We start from the raw sequence: 14,099 nt of genomic DNA on the forward strand, positions 1-14,099 counted from the left end.
GGGGCGCGGAGGCTTGTCACCTCCGCGCGATTGGATCGGCAAACGATCAGTAGATGTCGAAGGGGAAATACTTCTTGGTGATTTCCTGATACTTCCCGCTGGCGACCAGCGCATCGATCGCCTTGTTGAAGCGCTCCTTCAGGTCGGTCTCGCCCTGGCGGATGCCAATGCCGGCCTGCGTTTCCGTGCCCGGAACGTCGCCGAGCAGCTTGCAGCAATCCTTGCCAGCCTTGTTCAGCCAGTCGACCACCACGAACTTGTCGGAGACCAGCGCGTCCAAGCGGCCGTTCTGCAGGTCGGCGACGGCCTCGTCCTGCGTCGGGTAAAGCTTCGCCTCGGCGCCGCCCTTGGCATAGACGTCACTGGTGTAGTCCGCCTGAGTGGTCGATGCCTGGGCACCGACAGCCTTGCCCTTCATGTCGTCGACGCTGACGCCCTTGAGCGGGCTGTCCTTCGGCACGGCGACGGCAAGCGGTGTCGTGTAGTACTTGTTCGTGAAGTCGATCTGCTTCTTGCGCTCGTCGGTGATGCTCATCGACGCGATGATGGCGTCATACTTCTTGGCCAGGAGGCCGGGGATGATGCCGTCCCAATCCTGCGCTACGATCGTGCACTTGGCCTTCATCTCCTCGCAGAGCGCATTGGCCATGTCGACGTCGAGCCCCTTCAGGCTGCCGTCGGATTCGACGTAGTTGAAGGGAGGATAGGCACCCTCGGTTGCGATGCGGATCGTGTCCTCGGCGGAGGCGAGATGCGTCGCCGCAAGCAAGGCAGCGGCCGCCAGGAAAATCGTCTTTCTCATTGCTGTTCCCTTATTGGAATTGTTTTTGCCCAACAGGGCCGACTTTAGCGAATCCTCGTCGCTTCACAACCCCGGACGAGCAGGAAGCGCCGTCTATTCGACCTCCCGCCCGTACCACGCTTGACAAATCGGATAATCATGGATATTTTTTATCCACGATTTGAGGAGGCAGTCCGATGAAACTGAGTGATGGCGTCGAACAGGCTATCCATAGCGTCGCGATGCTGGCCGGCCTGTCAGACAGCGGCGTGCTTTCGGCCGCCGCGCTGGCGGAGTTCCACGGCGTCTCGACGAGCTACCTTCTGAAGCACCTGCAGGCGCTCTCCGGCGCCGGCATCGTCAGCACGGTTTCGGGGCCGAAAGGCGGGTATCGGCTGGCGAAGCCAACGGAAGACATCAGCCTCCTCGATATCGTGCTCGCGGTCGAGGGGCCGGAGCCGGCATTCCGTTGCAGCGAGATCCGCCAGCGCGGACCGAACCAGCTGCCGGGACGCTACTTCACCAAACCGTGCCAGATCAGCGCGGCAATGCTGAGGGCGGAGCGCGTCTATCGCGCCGAACTCGCCAAGACCAGCATCGCCGACATCCTGGTGCAGCTCGCTGCTGATGACGACGGCGGCATCGCCGCCCGCGGCTGCGCCTTCCTTGAAATGAATGAACGCAGAGCGGCTCGCTGAGCCGCCCCAACCCCAAAAGGAGAATGAACCATGCAAGCACGTTTCAACTTCGCAAAAGCCGCACCGGACGCCTACAAGGCGGTCGCCGCACTGGAGCAGTATGTTCAGGAATCGGGCCTCGAGCGCCGCTTCATCCACCTGATCAAGCTTCGCGCCTCGCAGATCAACGGCTGCGCCTACTGTGTCGACATGCATGTCAAGGAATCCCGCCATGACGGGCTCAGCGAACAGTGGATCAACCTGATGTGCGTCTGGCGGGAGTCGCCGGTCTATGACGCCAAGGAACGCGCCTTGCTCGGCTGGGTCGATGCCGTCACCCAAATCGCCGCAACCGGCGCGCCGGACGCCGACTTCGAGGCGCTGAAGGCCCACTTCACGGAAGAAGAAATCACCAAGATCACGGTGGCGATCGGCGCGATCAATGTCTGGAACCGGCTGGCCGTCGGCTTCCGCTCGCAGCACCCGATCGACAAGCCGGCACAGGCTGCCTGATAACTATGACGTCCCCTCTCCCCGTTCGACGGGGAGAGGGCTAGGGTGAGGGGCATTGCCACTGGAAACGCCTGATGAGAGGTCCAAAGCTTGATACCACCAACCGCGCGAGAGCCCTTCGTCAATCCGACAACGAATCCGAAGCCCGGCTCTGGTATGAGCTTCGCGGCCGCCGCCTGAGCGGCCATAAGTTCGTTCGACAGCTGCCGATCGGACCTTACTTTGCCGACTTCGCCTGCCGACAGCAGCGGCTTGTCGTAGAAGTTGACGGCAGCCAGCACGCCGGAAACGAGTGGGACAAACGTCGTGATGATTTCATGATCGTCAACGGTTGGTCGATCGTCCGCTTCTGGAATGTCGAGGTGCTAACAGAGATGCCGTCTGTGTTGGATACGATCCTAGCGATTTGCGAAGGGCGCTTGAATGAGCGCGTGGAAGAGAGAGATTTGCGGTTCTTTCCCGCTGGAAAGCGCCCCTCACCCTAGCCCTCTCCCCGCCTGCGGGGAGAGGGGACATTGTTACAGCGCGATATAGCGATCGGCGCGGTGGTTGATGGCCACGAACAGGTTCAGCACCACCGCGCCGAGAACCGAATAGAAGACCACCGGCGGCGTGGTGACGAAGAAGGCAGCGGCCAATACGCAGAGGTCGATTGCCATCTGCACGAGGCCGGCACGGATGCCGAAACGCTCCTGCATGTAGATGCCGAGAATGCCGACGCCACCAAGGCTGGCGCGGTGGCGATAGAGCGCCAGAAGGCCAAAGCCCAGCAGAAGGCCACCGAGAAGGGCTGCCCAGGCCGGGTGGATTGCGGAAATGTCCATGACCTTCGGCTGCAGGCTGGTCATGACCGATGTCAGGCCGATGGCAATGAAGGTCTTTACGGTGAAGGCCACGCCGAGCCGCGTCCAGGAGAGATAGAAGAACGGCAGGTTGAGCAGGAAGAAGGCGAGACCGAAGTTCACCCCGAAGGCATAGTGGAGCAGGAAGGCAATGCCTGCAGTGCTGCCTGTCAGAAGGCCGGCGCTGGCCAGCATATAGAGCCCGAGCGCCGCAACGAGGCTGCCGGAGAAGATGCCTTGAACGTCTTCGACAGGGGTATGGCGGGTTGCACTGGTGTTCCAGAAACCGAGGGCATTGAAGAGCTGCGCCATTGTCGTTGATCCCCAAACGGCAGACATGTTCAAATGCGCCCGAGCAAGACCCGAGCGCGACGAAACGTGCGGTGATGACTGAAATTCGGATGCCTTCTGGCATCCTGCTGAATTAGCCAACATTGTCAGGCGTTTTTGCAGTGCAATCAAGCAAAATACGTAAGCAATGCTGACCTATTATCACTTCGCAAGAATCGTTCCGCTAAGCCGCCTTGTGCGTAAGGAACAGAATGCCTGAAATGATGTTTGCGCCATCTTTGCGAATAGGCGTCTTGCTGACCGCAATGATATCGAGACCATGGCGGGCGCAGAGCGCGCGGACGTAGGTTTCGGAATGGGCGTAGCGCAGCGATGGCGCGAGATGGAAGCCATCCCCCTCACCCGCATCCTCGACGGAAAAAGCGAAATCGGCGCCAGGCAAGACAAGTGCTGAAACAGCCTCGAACACGCTTTCTAGATTGCCGAGATACATCAAGACGTCAGCGGCGGTGACGAGGTCGGCACGATGCATCGCGCGTTCTGCAAAGAGGCCGGTCGCCTCCGGCGCCAGCGACAGGTCGGCTTGTGCCAAATGGTCGTAGACATGCTTCTCGGCCGCCTTGGCAAGCATGTTCTGCGACAGATCGAAGCCTTCGAGACGCGCTACCCGATCGCGGATCTCCGGTCCCAGCAAGCCAGTACCGCAGCCGAGATCGACAGCGAGCATGTACTGTCGGCCGGTCGTGGCGACGAGTGCGGCCAGCTTGGTGGGGACGCTGTAATCCAGTTTTTCGACGAGCGAGGTCTCGAAACGATCCGCGTAGTCGTCAAAGAGGCGCTCGACGTAGCTGCTCGGCGGGCGGTCCGGCGTCTCGACATCGCCGAGCAAAGCGAGTTTCAGTTCGGCGCCGAAAATATCGTCCGGGCTGACTAGCAAGGTCTGCCGGTAGGCCTCGACCGCGCCGGCCCTGTCGCCTGCCTTCTCGCGGTAACCGGCGAGCCGATACCAACCGGCTGCCCATTGAGGAGCAAGCTCCAGCGCCTGTTCCATCAATTCGGCGGCCGCGTGCGGCTCGCCGCCTTCGTCGAGCATCTTGGCATAGTCGGCGCGGCGGTCGGCGATCACATCGCCTGAAGTGAGCTGGTTGGGCTGCATGGTGAAGACCTGTTGGGATCGGCCCGCATTTGGCTGCGGCCACAAAAAAACTCAAGTCCTATTTCAGAGGCGGAGGTGCCAGATCTGAAAAAGGCTTGCGAGCGACGATTCGCGCCCGTATTTCAGGGATAAACAGGAGATGGCGCATGTCCGATCAGGTGAACAAGTTTCTCGGCGATTCCCTCGGCCGCACGTTGGTCAAGCTTTTGGTCGTATCGCTGATCGTCGGCTTCATCATGGCCGTGTTCGGCTGGGCGCCGCTGGACTTTGTGTACGGCTTCCGCGATTTCGTTCTGAACGTCTGGCATCGCGGCTTTGCTGCGCTCGGCCGCGTCGGCGACTATCTGCTGCTCGGCGCGACGGTTGTCATTCCCATCTTCCTCATCATCCGTCTCTTCAGCTATCGGCGGTAACATGACCTCACTCATCCTTTCACGGCGCGGCCTGCTGCACATCTCCGGTCTTGCATTGGTCGCTGGCGTTGCAAGCTGCACCACGGCACCGAAGCTATCCTCCAACCCATCGGACGGACAGGACGAGACAGCGGATGCATTGCCGCTCGTCAACCAGTTGCGTGCCAAGAACGGATTGCCGCCGCTTTCGGCGGATCCCGCGGCCAAGGACGCGGCGATGTTCCAGGCAAAGCGGATGGCATCGGCCGGCAAGATGAAGCATGTCATGGGCATCGGCGACGGCTTTGCCCCGCGTGTCAAGGCAAGCGGCGTACAGATGCCAGCCGCCGAAAACATTGCGGCTGGCCAGCAATCCGTGCCGGCAGTTGTAACCGCCTGGATCAACTCTCCGCACCATCTGGAAAATATGCTCGGCCGCTACAATGGTCTCGGTGTTGCGGTGGCCCGCAATTCTGCTTCCAAAAACGTCCCCTACTGGGCCATGGTGCTTTCCGGCTGAGGCGATTCTGCCTCGCCTTTCAGAGGCAGACATGGATACTCACGGTCACGAGAACAGGCTGGCATTCGACGTGACGCACCGGCTGGTGCTGTCGATCGCGATCCCGATGACGCTCGGCTTCATCACCACGCCGCTGCTCGGCCTTGTCGGCACCGGCGTCGTCGGGCACATGGGCCAGCCGGATGCTCTGGCCGGCCTTGCGATCGGCGCCATGCTGTTCGACCTGATCCTCGGCAGCTTCAACTTCCTGCGCGCCTCCACCACCGGACTGACGGCACAGGCCTTCGGTCGGCACGACCGACATGCGCAGCAAGGCGTTTTCTGGCGAGCGCTGATCTCGGCGCTCGGCTGCGGCGCGGGACTTCTCTGTCTTTCGCCGCTGCTATTGGCAGCGGGGCTGAAGCTGATGGGGCCGGAGAGCACCGTTGCAGCCGCTACGAGCACCTACTTCTCCATCCGCATCCTTGCCGGTCCAGCCGCGCTCGCCAACTATGCGATCCTCGGCTTCGTGCTCGGTCGCGGCCAGGGCAGCATCGGCTTGTTGCTCCAGACAATCATCAACGGCACCAACATCGTGCTGGCGATCGCGCTTGGCCTCTGGCTCGACTGGGGCGTGGCCGGTGTCGCCTGGGGCACGATGGTCGGCGAAACGGCGGGGGCTGTCGTCGGACTGTTGATCGTTCTCAGCGGCTTCGACCGAGCGGACCGTCCGACACGCGCGGAGATCTTCTCGCGGCACCGGCTGGCAGAACTTTTCGCGTTGAACCGCGACATCCTGATCCGCACTTTCGTGCTGCTGGCCGCTTTCACTATCATGACAAGGATCGGCACGAGCTTCGGGGCGGTCACACTCGCCGCCAACGCCGTGCTCATGAACTTCTTCCTGCTTTCCGGATATTATCTCGATGGCCTCGCCAACGCGGCCGAACAGATCACCGGGCGAGCGATCGGCGCGCGCTATCGTCCCGCGTTTGACCGCGGGCTGAAGTTGACGGCGCTCTGGTCGTTCGGGCTTGCCGGCATTATTTCCTTGTTCTTCCTGCTGGCCGGTCCCTGGCTGATTTCCGTGCTGACTACCTCGCCTGACGTGCAGCAGGCGGCCGAGACCTACCTGCCATGGGCTGCCGTCACCGGTCTGACCGGCGCGCTCGCCTTCCTGATGGACGGGGTGTTCATCGGGGCCACCTGGTCGACCGACATGCGCAACCGGATGCTGATGTCGTTTGCCGGCTATCTCCTGGCGCTGGCTGTCTTCGTGCCGCTGTTCCGCAACCACGGGCTATGGCTGGCGATGAACGGCTTCCTGCTGTTTCGCGGCGTGTTCCTGGCGATGCTCGTCAAGCCGCGGGCGGATCAAACGTTCCGCGCCGCCCAGTAATCCGTCCTGGTATCTCTGAGATCGCGGATCGATTTTACCCGTTCGCGATCGAGCAGCTTCGACAGCCCCCGGACGATCGTCCCGGGTAGCCCCGGACCTTCATAGACCATGCACGAATAGAGCTGCACGAGATCGGCACCGGCCTTGATCTTTTCCAGCGCCGTTTCCGCCGACGAGACACCGCCGACGCCGATGATCGGTAAGCTCGAGCCGACACGCTTGCGCATCTTTGCGAGAACGGCGGTCGATTTGTCGAATAGCGGCTTTCCGGAAAGCCCGCCGGCTTCCTTGGCCTGATGCTGGTCCTTGAGGCCATCGCGGGAAAGCGTCGTGTTTGAAACGATCAGACCATCGAGAGCATGCGACAGCGCCACGGCGGCGATATCATCCAGCCCCTCTTCCGTAAGATCAGGCGCGATCTTCAGGAAAACCGGGATCTTCCTACCTGCCTTTTCGGCTTCCGCATCGCGAGCCGCAAGCACCGCCGACAACAAGGCTGCAAGGCTTTCGCGTGCCTGCAGATCGCGCAGGCCCGGTGTGTTCGGGGACGAGATGTTGGCGGTAAAATAACGCGCCACGGAATAGAACCGACGGATGCCGAGGACATAGTCACCGATGCGGTCCTCGCTGTCCTTGTTGGCGCCGATATTGACGCCGATCATGCCGTTGCCGCGAATGGCCGACAGGCGCGCGAAGGCAGCGTCATGACCTTCGTTGTTGAAGCCGAGGCGATTGATGACGCCTTGATCCTCGACCAGCCGGAAAATACGTGGGCGCGGATTGCCGGGCTGCGGCTTCGGCGTGACGGTGCCGATCTCGGTGAAGCCGAAGCCGATCTTCAGCAACGCTTCTGGAACCTCGGCATTCTTGTCGTAACCGGCTGCCATGCCGATCGGATTGATGAAGTCGAGCCCGGCAACGCTCTGTCGCAGGCGCGGATCGGGCGCGATCCGGCAGGCTGGCACAGCACCCGCCTTCAAGGCGGCAATCGACATGCCGTGCGCCGTTTCGGGATCGAAGAGGAAGAGACCCTTTCGGGCGGCGTGCTTGAAAAGATCGATCATGGCTGAAGGTCCGGAAATATGTGCTGGCCGGCGGCATCGAGCGGCAGTGGCGCCTCCCACAACACGGCCGAGAAGGGCAGTTCCGCATAGAGATGCGGGAAGAGGTCGCCGCCGCGCGACGGTTCGAAAACGAGCTTGTCGCCGAACTTGCCGCCATCGACGGCAACAAGCAGAAGCCCCGTCTGGCGGGCGAAATAGAGCGCCGCAGTCTGCTTGACCTGAGCGGCTGTCGAGAAATGGATATAGCCGTCCTGGAGGTCGATCGGAGCGCCCCGGAAGATGCCGGCCACCCTCGCCTCCTGCCAGAGCGTTTCCGTCACGATCTTGTAAAGCGTGGGTGTCAGGGTCATGATGGCCTCGATGTGGCTGGTCTTTCCCGGGCTTTGCCGCAAAGCGACGGCGATGTCCACGCCTTGCCGCGAAAAAGGCGGCGGCTACCGAGATTTCCGGAGGAAACCATGAGAAATATCGCAATCGGCCTTTTCGCGCTTCTCCTGCCGCTCGGCGCTCAGGCGGCTGAAGCGGAGGCGTCGCGCTTCCAGCTGGAGCGGAGCGGCGACCACTTCGTGCGTCTCGACAAACAAACCGGTGCCATGTCGCTCTGCGAGGAGAAGGACGGCACGCTCGTCTGTCGGATGGCCGCCGATGAGCGCGCCGCCTACGAGCAGGAACTCGACCGGCTTTCGGCCCGCGTCACGGCGCTGGAGAACAAAAGCATCGTCAACAAAGCACTTCCCTCCGACGCGGAAATCGACCGCTCGATCAGCATCATGGAGCGCTGGATGCGCAGCTTCATGGGGATAGTCAAGGAATTCCAAAGCGAAGAGCAGCGCAACGCCCTTCCGCAAAAGACATGATTTGGTATAGTCATATCAGAATGGCGACATGTTTCGCGTGGGAGCGCGAAGCATGACGAGGCAATCGAGCTCTTGGGAGGGAGCCGTCGATGCAGGAACAAACAATCATCATCGCTGACGATCACCCGCTTTTCCGGGATGCACTTCGCCAGGCGGTGATCGGCATGGAAGGCCATCCTGAAATCGTGGAAGCCGGTGATTTCGGTGCCGCGCGAACCGCCGCCGCGGAAAATCCTGAAGCCGACCTGATGTTGCTCGATCTTTCGATGCCTGGCGTCAGCGGCTTTTCCGGACTGATGGCGCTGCGCTCCGAATTCGCCGGGCTGCCGATCGTCATCGTCTCGGCGACCGACGATGCGACAACGATCCATCGGGCTCTCGAGCTCGGAGCCTCCGGTTTCATTTCGAAATCCTCAGGAATTGACGATATCCGCCGCGGCATCCAGACCGTGCTCGCGGGTGACATCGCCACGCCGGATAGCTACCGGGACGGGCAGGAACAGGACCCCGATGTCGCCGACCTGATCCACCGATTGCATACGCTCACGCCACAGCAGAGCCGAGTGCTGACCATGCTGGCCGAAGGCCTTCTCAACAAGCAGATCGCCTATGAGCTCGGCGTCTCCGAGGCGACGATCAAGGCGCATGTCTCGGCCATCCTGCTCAAGCTCAATGTCGACAGCCGCACGCAGGCCGTCATCCAGCTCGGCAAGATCAACATGGCCATGGTGGCTTGAGGCCGAGACAGGATTTTATTCCTCTTCTCTCTTTACTCCCGCCTGGCTTGCGGTTAATATTTCCCTGATTGAAGGATCGCGCACGCGCGCAGGAATCAGGCGATATGCTGTCACACGAGCAGATCTGGGGAGCGATCGACAGGCTTGCCGAACGGCATGACCTGACGCCATCCGGTCTCGCCCGGCGCGCAGGGCTCGATCCGACCTCATTCAACAAGTCGAAGCGACTGTCCGCCGATGGTCGGCTGCGCTGGCCGTCGACGGAGTCGATCGCCAAGGTGCTGGATGCGACGGGCGCCAGCATGGAGCAATTCCTGACCTTCATGCGCCCGACGGGCAGCTTTTCCAGCCTTCCAGACGGCGCTTTCCCACCGCAGGGCAGCTCGATCCCCCTTCTCGGCTTCGCGCAGGCCGGAGCCGGTGGCTTCTTTGACGACGGCGGTTTTCCGGCAGGCCAAGGCTGGGACGTCGTGGAGTTTCCGGCAGCCCCCTCGCAAAAAGCCGGCGTCTACGCGCTCGAGGTGCAGGGCGAGAGCATGATGCCGCTCTATCGCGACGGCGACGTGCTGATCGTCGAGCCGGGCGCACAGGTGCGCCGCAACGACCGCGTCGTCGTCAAGACGCGCGAAGGCGAAGTGATGGCCAAGGTGCTGTTGCGCCAGAGCCCGCGATCGATCGAATTGATGTCGCTCAATCCCGAGCATCCGAACCGGACGATCGAGCTTTCCGACGTGGATTGGATCGCCCGCATCATCTGGGCCAGTCAGTAGGAAGATATTCCATGCGTCCTGCGGCAATTCTGACAGCTGTTGCAGGGATAGGAATTGTCGCCGGCCTTATTGCAGCCGGCGGGCAAAGGCTCGGTGCGGCCATTGATCCGGAGGAGACAGTGGCCTCGACGGAGCCCGGTGAACAACCATCCGCTCCCGCGGTTCAGCCGACGATAAATCCCAACGCCAGCATGCATGCCCGGCGCGTCGACGATGCCAGCCAATTTTATCCCGCCGTCATCGACGGCAAGCCGCTGGAGCGCATCGCAGCGGTCGAGCCGGAGAAGCCGCTAGAGCGCACTGAAGACAAGGGCGTAAATCTTGCAAGGCCGATTGCCGAAAGCGCGGGCGTGCTTTCCTTCGGTAATCGGCGCCTGCTGCTTGCCGACATCAATCCTACGCCTCAGAACAAGGTATGCACCGACAGCAAGGACCGCACGTGGCCGTGTGGTATGCTGGCAAAAACCAATGTCCGGCTGTTTCTGCGCCTCAGGACCGTATCGTGTGACCTCGACAGCGCCGAATGGACCGGTATGGTGACCGCCGCCTGCAGGGTTGGCACACAGGATGTTTCACGGTGGCTGGTCGAAAACGGCTGGGCGGAGGCGACGACCGGATCCGCGCTTGCAGAGCTCGGCGAAAAGGCAAAGCAGGCAGGCAAGGGTCTCTACGGCGACGATCCCCGCAGCATCGTGGAAACCGGCATTCCCGACGATCTGCCCCCCGACGGCTTGTAATGTCGCTGGTCAGTTCCTAGACTCTGGGCTCGTTTCAGAGGGACCATCAAGACATGAGCAAGCCGATTTCCACCCATGACGCACTGATCTACGTGATGGTGATGGCATCCGCCGTCGACAGCACGATGAACGATCGCGAGATGGAGCGTATCGGCCAGCTGATCGGCTTCCTTCCGGTCTTTCGTGATTTTGACGATGAAAAGCTGATTTCGGTCGCACGCGACTGCGCGGCACTGCTTTCCGGGCCAGAGGGTCTCGATATCGTGCTGGAAACTGTCAAGGATACGCTGCCTTCGCGCCTTTACGACACGGCCTATGCCCTGGCGGTCGAAGTCGCGTCTGCCGATCTGTCGGTCAAGGCCGAGGAATTGCGTCTCCTCAGCCTGCTGCGCGACCGCCTGGGCCTCGACAAGCTCACCTGCGCCGCCATCGAGCGCAGCGCGATCGCCCGTTTTCGCAAGGGTTAATACAGACCGTAAGGGAAATAGCGCAGGTATATTTCCTGCAGGCGACCGCTGCGCGACAGCGCAGCGAGGGCGTGGTCGAGGGCGGCCGTCAGAACATTGTCCTTCTGGCGCAGCATGATCGTCATACCCTCGCCAAGAAACTGCTCCGAGAGGTAGGGCCCGTCGAAGAGAGCGCAGCACTTCGACGAGGCCTGTGACGAAACCCAGAAAGAAAGCTGGAGGGAATCTGCGAAGGCAGCCTCCACCTTGCCGTCCTTCAGCGCCGCCAAAAGGGCGTCCTTGCTATCGAACGGCACCGCTTTCACCTTCGGGAAATACGCGGCCAGCATAGCTTCATGCGCTGTTGCCTTGACGACGCCGACAGAACGGTCGGCCAAGGCGCCGGCATCCTCGCCCTTGATGGGAGCCTTCAGGTTTCGAACGAAGCGAGCAGGCAACATCAGATAAGGGCGAGAAAAGGCGAACTGACGCCGCAACTCTTCGCTAACGGCAATGCCGGCAATCACAGCATCGCCTTGCGAAGCTGCGAGAGCACCATTCAGGTCAACAAACGGCAGCGCCTGGATCTGGCATTTTGCTGCAATCTCCAGTTCGTTACAGATCTCCCGCGCAAGATCGACATTGAAGCCGGCAAGCTTGCCATTCTGATCGGTAAAGTTGAATGGTGGGAAATCGATCGTCGTCAGGAATCGCAGGCGCACAAGCGACGAAAGATCCGGTTTTGCAAGGCGCTCCCTCGAATCGAAGAGTAGGGGCAAACTCGGGGTCGCCTCCTGCGCAGACAACGTCAACGGGCAAAAAAACGCAACTAGAGACAGCCAAAAGCTGCATAGCCCCTTAAGATTCAGGGATGCCAGTTTAAATTGCATCATTATGATCCGCCTCGGGACAAGCACGCACTGCCATTCTGAAAACGGTGTATCAGAGTCATGCGTATCGGGGAATATGCGCCGGGCGCGATCGAAGATCGCCCGCTCCTGGATGATCGTTCGACACACCATAGCGCGCCGCCGCCGGCGCGTTCGGGCACTGATGCCTACCAGCAAGAAGCCGAGGTGCTGCTGCAACTCGGTATCGGCAAGCCGACAATTGCGCGCGCGATGCAGGTCGCCCGCCGCAACGGAACGAGCATCGAGCAGGAGCTCCTTGCAAGCGGTTCAATCGATGCCGACAGCTATTACGCGTCGCTGGCACGCGGACTTCGGCTTCCGTTTATCCCGGCCATCGACAGCTCGCTCGTCAGCGACGACAAGGCGCTCGATAGCCAGCTTCTTGACGCACGCTGCATCCGGCTGAACTACATCAGCAAAGGCATGCTCGCGATCGTTCCTGAAGCCCGAAACCTCGCAGCACTCTCTCAGATATTCGAGAAGAAACCGGGGCTTGCAGACAGGATCGTCATAACGACACCCGCCGCATTGCGAGCCGCGGTCTGGAAAGCCGGCACCAGCCGACGGCTGCGAGAAAGCGTCACCACCCTTTTCGAGGACAGGTCACGCTTCAGCGCGCGGATCGTCCTGTCCGGCAAGCAGGGATTTCTCGCAGGGGCAGGCATATGCGCATTCGCATTCGCACTCGCCACAGGCACTTTGACGCTGACCGTCCTGCACGCAACCATCTCGCTGCTCTACCTCGCCGCGATCCTTGTCCGGGCCGCCGCCCTTGTCGAGCGCAGGCGCGAACAGCCGAACCTGCCCATGTCGGAATGCCTTCCCGTCTATACCGTTCTCGTCCCCCTCTATCGGGAGGCGAACGTGGTGAACCAACTTGTCAAGGCGCTCGGCCGACTGAACTGGCCGGTTTCGAGGCTGGATATCAAGCTGATATGCGAGGCGGACGATCACGCAACGATCGAGGCGCTGAAATCCGAACAGCTTGGACCGCAGTTCGAAATCGTCGAGGTGCCACCCGCCCATCCGCGCACGAAACCCAAGGCGTTGAACTATGCGCTGGCCGGCGCACGTGGCGAATTCGTCGTGATCTACGACGCGGAGGATCGCCCGCATCCCGACCAGTTGCGTGCCGCCTATGCGCAGTTTGCCGCGAGCCCGCGCGATGTCGTATGCCTTCAGGCACCGCTCGTGATTTCCAACGGCGCGGCGTCCTGGATCACCGCCGCATTTGCGCTGGAGTATGCCGCTCTGTTTCGCATGCTGCTGCCGATGTTGGCCCGGCGGCGCATGCCAGTTCCACTCGGCGGAACCTCGAACCATTTGCGGGTTGCCGAATTGAGGGCCTGCGGCGGCTGGGATCCCTACAACGTGACCGAAGATGCCGATCTCGGCATGCGGCTCTACAGGCTGGGTTACGTCTGCGGCGTCATCGACTGTCCTACCTATGAGGATGCTCCGGCCACGGTCAGGGTATGGCTGAACCAGCGCACCCGCTGGTTCAAAGGCTGGCTGCAGACCTGGCTGGTGATGATGCGCGAGCCGGGGCGCCTGCTGGGTGAAATGAGCGTCGGCGGTTTCCTGATGTTCCAGCTGCTGATCGGCGGCATGCTGCTTTCCTCTCTCACCCATCCCTGGCTGATCATGCTGCTGGTTTCCGCCGCCGGCTACCTGGCGCTCGGTTTTCCGCCGGCCGGGAGCGGCGAAGGCCTGCTCTTCCTACTTGATCTTGCCAACATGGCGGCGAGCTATGGGCTCTTTCTATTGCTCGGCCGGGCCGTGATGCTGCGTGAGGAGAAGCGCAGCGTCGGCTGGCGTTGGATCTACGTCCCGCTCTATTGGCTGATGATTTCCCTTGCGGCCTGGCGTGCCCTCCTCGAACTACCGAGAAAGCCGTTCTTCTGGGACAAGACGCCTCATGTCCCCGCCGCCGCCAGCGACAGGCTGCGCCGAGTCTAGCACCGTTCAGCCGGTGGTAGGCGGCGCTCAACTTTTCCTTGGACAAGTCGCCAACGTTAGGGCGGAAT

18 protein-coding genes are annotated in these 14,099 nt (G+C 61.4%); 12 read left to right on the forward strand and 6 right to left on the reverse strand.

The annotated features are described in order from the left end of the window. Nucleotides 1-46: 46 nt before the first annotated feature. Nucleotides 47-802 carry an ABC transporter substrate-binding protein gene (locus JNB88_RS00620; protein WP_037138115.1) on the reverse strand — a complete coding sequence of 252 codons (756 nt, stop codon included), beginning with the start codon at nucleotides 800-802 and terminating at the stop codon, nucleotides 47-49. 176 nt (nucleotides 803-978) lie between these two features. On the opposite strand from JNB88_RS00620, the gene JNB88_RS00625 reads away from it, so the two are divergent. From JNB88_RS00625 to JNB88_RS00635, 3 genes are all read left to right on the forward strand, one after another. Next, nucleotides 979-1,479, forward strand: a complete 501-nt coding sequence (locus JNB88_RS00625; protein WP_220353872.1) for an RrF2 family transcriptional regulator — start codon at nucleotides 979-981, stop codon at nucleotides 1,477-1,479. A 30-nt stretch (nucleotides 1,480-1,509) separates the two neighbouring features. Next, on the forward strand, nucleotides 1,510-1,971 hold the full coding sequence (locus tag JNB88_RS00630) for a carboxymuconolactone decarboxylase family protein (RefSeq protein ID WP_220353873.1): 462 nt from the start codon (nucleotides 1,510-1,512) through the stop codon (nucleotides 1,969-1,971). Nucleotides 1,972-2,045: 74 nt separating this feature from the next. Then, complete coding sequence (locus JNB88_RS00635) at nucleotides 2,046-2,456, forward strand: endonuclease domain-containing protein (protein ID WP_220353874.1); 411 nt, start codon at nucleotides 2,046-2,048, stop codon at nucleotides 2,454-2,456. 33 nt (nucleotides 2,457-2,489) lie between these two features. Here JNB88_RS00635 and JNB88_RS00640 read toward each other — a convergent pair whose 3' ends face one another. Both JNB88_RS00640 and JNB88_RS00645 read right to left on the reverse strand, forming a co-directional pair. Then, nucleotides 2,490-3,125 carry a YitT family protein gene (locus JNB88_RS00640; protein ID WP_220353875.1) on the reverse strand — a complete coding sequence of 212 codons (636 nt, stop codon included), beginning with the start codon at nucleotides 3,123-3,125 and terminating at the stop codon, nucleotides 2,490-2,492. A gap of 202 nt (nucleotides 3,126-3,327) precedes the next feature. After that, nucleotides 3,328-4,260 carry a class I SAM-dependent methyltransferase gene (locus JNB88_RS00645; protein WP_220353876.1) on the reverse strand — a complete coding sequence of 311 codons (933 nt, stop codon included), beginning with the start codon at nucleotides 4,258-4,260 and terminating at the stop codon, nucleotides 3,328-3,330. Between the two features lie 146 nt (nucleotides 4,261-4,406). On the opposite strand from JNB88_RS00645, the gene JNB88_RS00650 reads away from it, so the two are divergent. Genes JNB88_RS00650 through JNB88_RS00660 form a run of 3 tightly spaced genes read left to right on the forward strand, consistent with a single transcriptional unit; the run spans nucleotide 4,407 to nucleotide 6,550 of the window. Then, complete coding sequence (locus tag JNB88_RS00650; RefSeq protein WP_037138106.1) at nucleotides 4,407-4,673, forward strand: DUF6460 domain-containing protein; 267 nt, start codon at nucleotides 4,407-4,409, stop codon at nucleotides 4,671-4,673. A gap of 1 nt (nucleotide 4,674) precedes the next feature. After that, nucleotides 4,675-5,172 (forward strand): CAP domain-containing protein, encoded by a 498-nt coding sequence (locus tag JNB88_RS00655; protein ID WP_037138104.1) that lies wholly within the window; start codon nucleotides 4,675-4,677, stop codon nucleotides 5,170-5,172. Nucleotides 5,173-5,203: 31 nt separating this feature from the next. Next, nucleotides 5,204-6,550, forward strand: coding sequence for an MATE family efflux transporter (locus JNB88_RS00660; RefSeq protein WP_220353878.1), 1,347 nt, complete (start codon nucleotides 5,204-5,206; stop codon nucleotides 6,548-6,550). Here the strand turns inward: JNB88_RS00660 and JNB88_RS00665 are convergent. Beyond that, nucleotides 6,526-7,614: a quinone-dependent dihydroorotate dehydrogenase gene (locus JNB88_RS00665; protein WP_220353879.1), complete on the reverse strand. Its 1,089-nt coding sequence runs from the start codon at nucleotides 7,612-7,614 to the stop codon at nucleotides 6,526-6,528. The genes JNB88_RS00660 and JNB88_RS00665 overlap by 25 nt on opposite strands. After that, a complete protein-coding gene (locus tag JNB88_RS00670; RefSeq protein WP_220353880.1) occupies nucleotides 7,611-7,964 on the reverse strand; it encodes a DUF952 domain-containing protein in 354 nt (117 codons plus the stop codon). The genes JNB88_RS00665 and JNB88_RS00670 overlap by 4 nt, the downstream gene beginning before the upstream one ends. Nucleotides 7,965-8,072: 108 nt before the next feature. Between JNB88_RS00670 and JNB88_RS00675 the strand changes: the two genes are divergently transcribed. The 5 genes from JNB88_RS00675 (at nucleotide 8,073) to JNB88_RS00695 (ending at nucleotide 11,182) form a co-directional block, all read left to right on the forward strand. Further along, entirely contained in the window at nucleotides 8,073-8,471 is a 399-nt protein-coding gene (locus JNB88_RS00675) for a hypothetical protein (RefSeq protein WP_220353881.1), read from the forward strand. Between the two features lie 89 nt (nucleotides 8,472-8,560). Continuing rightward, the gene (locus JNB88_RS00680) at nucleotides 8,561-9,208 is read left to right on the forward strand and encodes a response regulator (protein ID WP_037138096.1); all 648 of its coding nucleotides are present in this window, start codon (nucleotides 8,561-8,563) and stop codon (nucleotides 9,206-9,208) included. Nucleotides 9,209-9,312: 104 nt separating this feature from the next. Continuing rightward, nucleotides 9,313-9,978 carry a S24 family peptidase gene (locus JNB88_RS00685; protein ID WP_016552636.1) on the forward strand — a complete coding sequence of 222 codons (666 nt, stop codon included), beginning with the start codon at nucleotides 9,313-9,315 and terminating at the stop codon, nucleotides 9,976-9,978. 11 nt (nucleotides 9,979-9,989) lie between these two features. Further along, nucleotides 9,990-10,715 carry a thermonuclease family protein gene (locus JNB88_RS00690; protein ID WP_220353882.1) on the forward strand — a complete coding sequence of 242 codons (726 nt, stop codon included), beginning with the start codon at nucleotides 9,990-9,992 and terminating at the stop codon, nucleotides 10,713-10,715. 53 nt (nucleotides 10,716-10,768) lie between these two features. Next, entirely contained in the window at nucleotides 10,769-11,182 is a 414-nt protein-coding gene (locus JNB88_RS00695) for a tellurite resistance TerB family protein (protein ID WP_037138090.1), read from the forward strand. Here the strand turns inward: JNB88_RS00695 and JNB88_RS00700 are convergent. Continuing rightward, on the reverse strand, nucleotides 11,179-12,054 hold the full coding sequence (locus JNB88_RS00700; RefSeq protein WP_220353883.1) for a transporter substrate-binding domain-containing protein: 876 nt from the start codon (nucleotides 12,052-12,054) through the stop codon (nucleotides 11,179-11,181). The two genes, JNB88_RS00695 and JNB88_RS00700, sit on opposite strands and share 4 nt — an antisense overlap. A 57-nt stretch (nucleotides 12,055-12,111) precedes the next feature. On the opposite strand from JNB88_RS00700, the gene JNB88_RS00705 reads away from it, so the two are divergent. Continuing rightward, the gene (locus JNB88_RS00705) at nucleotides 12,112-14,031 is read left to right on the forward strand and encodes a glycosyltransferase family 2 protein (protein WP_220353884.1); all 1,920 of its coding nucleotides are present in this window, start codon (nucleotides 12,112-12,114) and stop codon (nucleotides 14,029-14,031) included. Nucleotides 14,032-14,099 lie beyond the last annotated feature (68 nt).

The organism is Rhizobium cauense (assembly GCF_019511525.1).
GTDB lineage: Bacteria > Pseudomonadota > Alphaproteobacteria > Rhizobiales > Rhizobiaceae > Rhizobium > Rhizobium cauense.

What these genes read in the sequence shown, in the direction of transcription:
- JNB88_RS00620 (WP_037138115.1), bottom strand. Translation starts at nt 802, where the DNA reads ATGAGAAAGACGATTTTCCTGGCGGCCGCTGCCTTGCTTGCGGCGACG.
- JNB88_RS00625 (WP_220353872.1), top strand. Translation starts at nt 979, where the DNA reads ATGAAACTGAGTGATGGCGTCGAACAGGCTATCCATAGCGTCGCGATG.
- JNB88_RS00630 (WP_220353873.1), top strand. Translation starts at nt 1,510, where the DNA reads ATGCAAGCACGTTTCAACTTCGCAAAAGCCGCACCGGACGCCTACAAG.
- JNB88_RS00635 (WP_220353874.1), top strand. Translation starts at nt 2,046, where the DNA reads ATGAGAGGTCCAAAGCTTGATACCACCAACCGCGCGAGAGCCCTTCGT.
- JNB88_RS00640 (WP_220353875.1), bottom strand. Translation starts at nt 3,125, where the DNA reads ATGGCGCAGCTCTTCAATGCCCTCGGTTTCTGGAACACCAGTGCAACC.
- JNB88_RS00645 (WP_220353876.1), bottom strand. Translation starts at nt 4,260, where the DNA reads ATGCAGCCCAACCAGCTCACTTCAGGCGATGTGATCGCCGACCGCCGC.
- JNB88_RS00650 (WP_037138106.1), top strand. Translation starts at nt 4,407, where the DNA reads ATGTCCGATCAGGTGAACAAGTTTCTCGGCGATTCCCTCGGCCGCACG.
- JNB88_RS00655 (WP_037138104.1), top strand. Translation starts at nt 4,675, where the DNA reads ATGACCTCACTCATCCTTTCACGGCGCGGCCTGCTGCACATCTCCGGT.
- JNB88_RS00660 (WP_220353878.1), top strand. Translation starts at nt 5,204, where the DNA reads ATGGATACTCACGGTCACGAGAACAGGCTGGCATTCGACGTGACGCAC.
- JNB88_RS00665 (WP_220353879.1), bottom strand. Translation starts at nt 7,614, where the DNA reads ATGATCGATCTTTTCAAGCACGCCGCCCGAAAGGGTCTCTTCCTCTTC.
- JNB88_RS00670 (WP_220353880.1), bottom strand. Translation starts at nt 7,964, where the DNA reads ATGACCCTGACACCCACGCTTTACAAGATCGTGACGGAAACGCTCTGG.
- JNB88_RS00675 (WP_220353881.1), top strand. Translation starts at nt 8,073, where the DNA reads ATGAGAAATATCGCAATCGGCCTTTTCGCGCTTCTCCTGCCGCTCGGC.
- JNB88_RS00680 (WP_037138096.1), top strand. Translation starts at nt 8,561, where the DNA reads ATGCAGGAACAAACAATCATCATCGCTGACGATCACCCGCTTTTCCGG.
- JNB88_RS00685 (WP_016552636.1), top strand. Translation starts at nt 9,313, where the DNA reads ATGCTGTCACACGAGCAGATCTGGGGAGCGATCGACAGGCTTGCCGAA.
- JNB88_RS00690 (WP_220353882.1), top strand. Translation starts at nt 9,990, where the DNA reads ATGCGTCCTGCGGCAATTCTGACAGCTGTTGCAGGGATAGGAATTGTC.
- JNB88_RS00695 (WP_037138090.1), top strand. Translation starts at nt 10,769, where the DNA reads ATGAGCAAGCCGATTTCCACCCATGACGCACTGATCTACGTGATGGTG.
- JNB88_RS00700 (WP_220353883.1), bottom strand. Translation starts at nt 12,054, where the DNA reads ATGATGCAATTTAAACTGGCATCCCTGAATCTTAAGGGGCTATGCAGC.
- JNB88_RS00705 (WP_220353884.1), top strand. Translation starts at nt 12,112, where the DNA reads ATGCGTATCGGGGAATATGCGCCGGGCGCGATCGAAGATCGCCCGCTC.